The sequence below is a fragment of the Terriglobus sp. YAF25 genome (assembly GCF_052113305.1).
GTDB lineage: Bacteria > Acidobacteriota > Terriglobia > Terriglobales > Acidobacteriaceae > Terriglobus.
On record NZ_JBFRCY010000848.1, the window covers coordinates 1 to 1,757 of the forward strand.

The window sequence follows — 1,757 nt, forward strand, 5'->3', positions numbered from 1 at the left end:
GCAAGGACCTTCAGGTCATTGGCTGAATTTGGATATTCAAGGCCTCACTGCCCACTGAGCCGTAGGAAGCTCGTGGTCCTATGAGTGCCGGCCTACTGGATACCTTTGCCGAACCCGTTGTTGAAGCACCACAGGTAAGTGCGCGCCGCCCGCTATCTTCGCCCATCTGGGTGCATCTGTTGCTGTTCCTCCTGACCCTGTTCACGACCACGGCGCTCGGCATGCGCTACATGGTCAACTTCAACCAGGGCAAGCCTCCGCTGGCGAGCAGCGAAGACATCCTTCCGCACCTGTGGATCGCAGGCCATCTGAATCTTCTGCCGATGGGGCTGCCGTTCTCCCTGACGCTTCTGGCCATCCTTCTGGCGCATGAGTTCGCGCACTATGCTGCCTGCCGTTATGTGGGCGTGCGCGCCTCGCTGCCGTACCTGTTGCCTGCGCCGACACTCAGCGGCACGGTGGGCGCCGTGATCCGCTTGCGTTCGCGCATCCGCTCCCGCAAGGCACTGCTGTTGATCGGAGCTTCGGGCCCGATTGCGGGTTTCCTGGTTGCAATCTTCACCACATGGGTGGGCCTGGCGAACTCCAGGCCGGAGCCCCTGGCTTCTTCGATCGTTCGCTTCAATCCGCCGCTGCTGCTGCAGATCTTTCATCTGCTGGTGCAGGGGACGAATCACTCGCTGCCGGATATCTATAACATCGTTCCGCACCCGATGGTGGTGGCAAGCTGGGTTGGTGTGCTGATCACGGCCGTCAACCTCATCCCAGCCGGACAGCTTGATGGCGGCCATATCCTTTACTCCATCTCTCCCAAAGCACACCACATCGGCACGCAGATCACCATTGGCGTGCTGATGCTGCTGGGAACTGTTTACTGGATCGGCTGGCTGCTGTGGGCGATGCTGTTGATGCTGCCCGCAATGAAACATCCGAATGTTCCTCTCGACGATGAGATGCAGCCGTGGCAGGTTGGCGTGATTGCTGTCTGCGGTGTGATCTTCCTGCTGTGTTTCTCGCTGCAGCCCTTCGCCGACGCAAGCCTGGTGGCTGAGTTCTCGCGCATTACCTGGGGACGTTAGGGCTGACGTGTTGCGCTGACTCTTCGCCCACCCTAGCGTTGCGAGGGTGGGGCACCCGGTGTATGGGAGAAATCGGATTGTCAGCCAGAACTCCGAGTTACATCAGATGAACCGCATCGACATCGGCGATCAGCGCCGCACGTGGGATCTGTTGTTCGGCAGCGTGCGCGAGCATGGCGCGCAGCGCCTCAGACAGCGCGGCACGGCTCTCCGACTTCAGCACAAAGTGGAAGCGATAGATCCGTTTGATCCGCGAGAGCGGAGCGATTGCCGGGCCGATGATGCGCACCTTCGGTAGAGACATCTTTTCCAGGAAGCGTCCGAGCGTTGCTGCCCATCCCGCCGCCTGCTCCAGATGGTCTGACTGGATGACCAGGTTTGCGAGCGCCGTAAATGGTGGATAGTGCATCCACCGCCGGTACTGCAGCTCTTTCTGCACGAAGGCGTGGAAGTCATGCTGCTGCGCGAACTTCATGGCGTAGTGCTCGGGATGATAGCTCTGCACCACGACTCGTCCGGGTTTGTCGCCGCGTCCGGCGCGTCCGCTGACCTGGGTGAGCAGTTGAAAGACACGCTCGGCGGCGCGGAAATCAGGGAGACCCAAAGCAAAGTCCGCGCCGACGACGCCGACCAGCGTGACACCGTGGATGTCGTGGCCCTTGGCGATCATCTGCGTAC

Annotated in this window: 1 protein-coding gene and 1 pseudogene; one reads left to right on the top strand and one right to left on the bottom strand. The window is 60.7% G+C overall.

The features are described 5' to 3' along the window. Positions 1 to 80: 80 nt before the first annotated feature. Positions 81 to 1,079 (top strand): site-2 protease family protein, encoded by a 999-nt coding sequence (locus AB4043_RS24460; RefSeq protein ID WP_442302004.1) that lies wholly within the window; start codon positions 81 to 83, stop codon positions 1,077 to 1,079. A 97-nt stretch (positions 1,080 to 1,176) separates the two neighbouring features. On the opposite strand, the pseudogene AB4043_RS24465 reads toward AB4043_RS24460, so the two are convergent. Then, positions 1,177 to 1,757, bottom strand: a pseudogene (locus tag AB4043_RS24465) (replication restart helicase PriA); the annotation flags it as partial.

Bases quoted from the DNA above. Each gene is read 5' to 3' on its own strand.
- AB4043_RS24460 (WP_442302004.1), top strand. From the start codon at position 81: ATGAGTGCCGGCCTACTGGATACCTTTGCCGAACCCGTTGTTGAAGCA.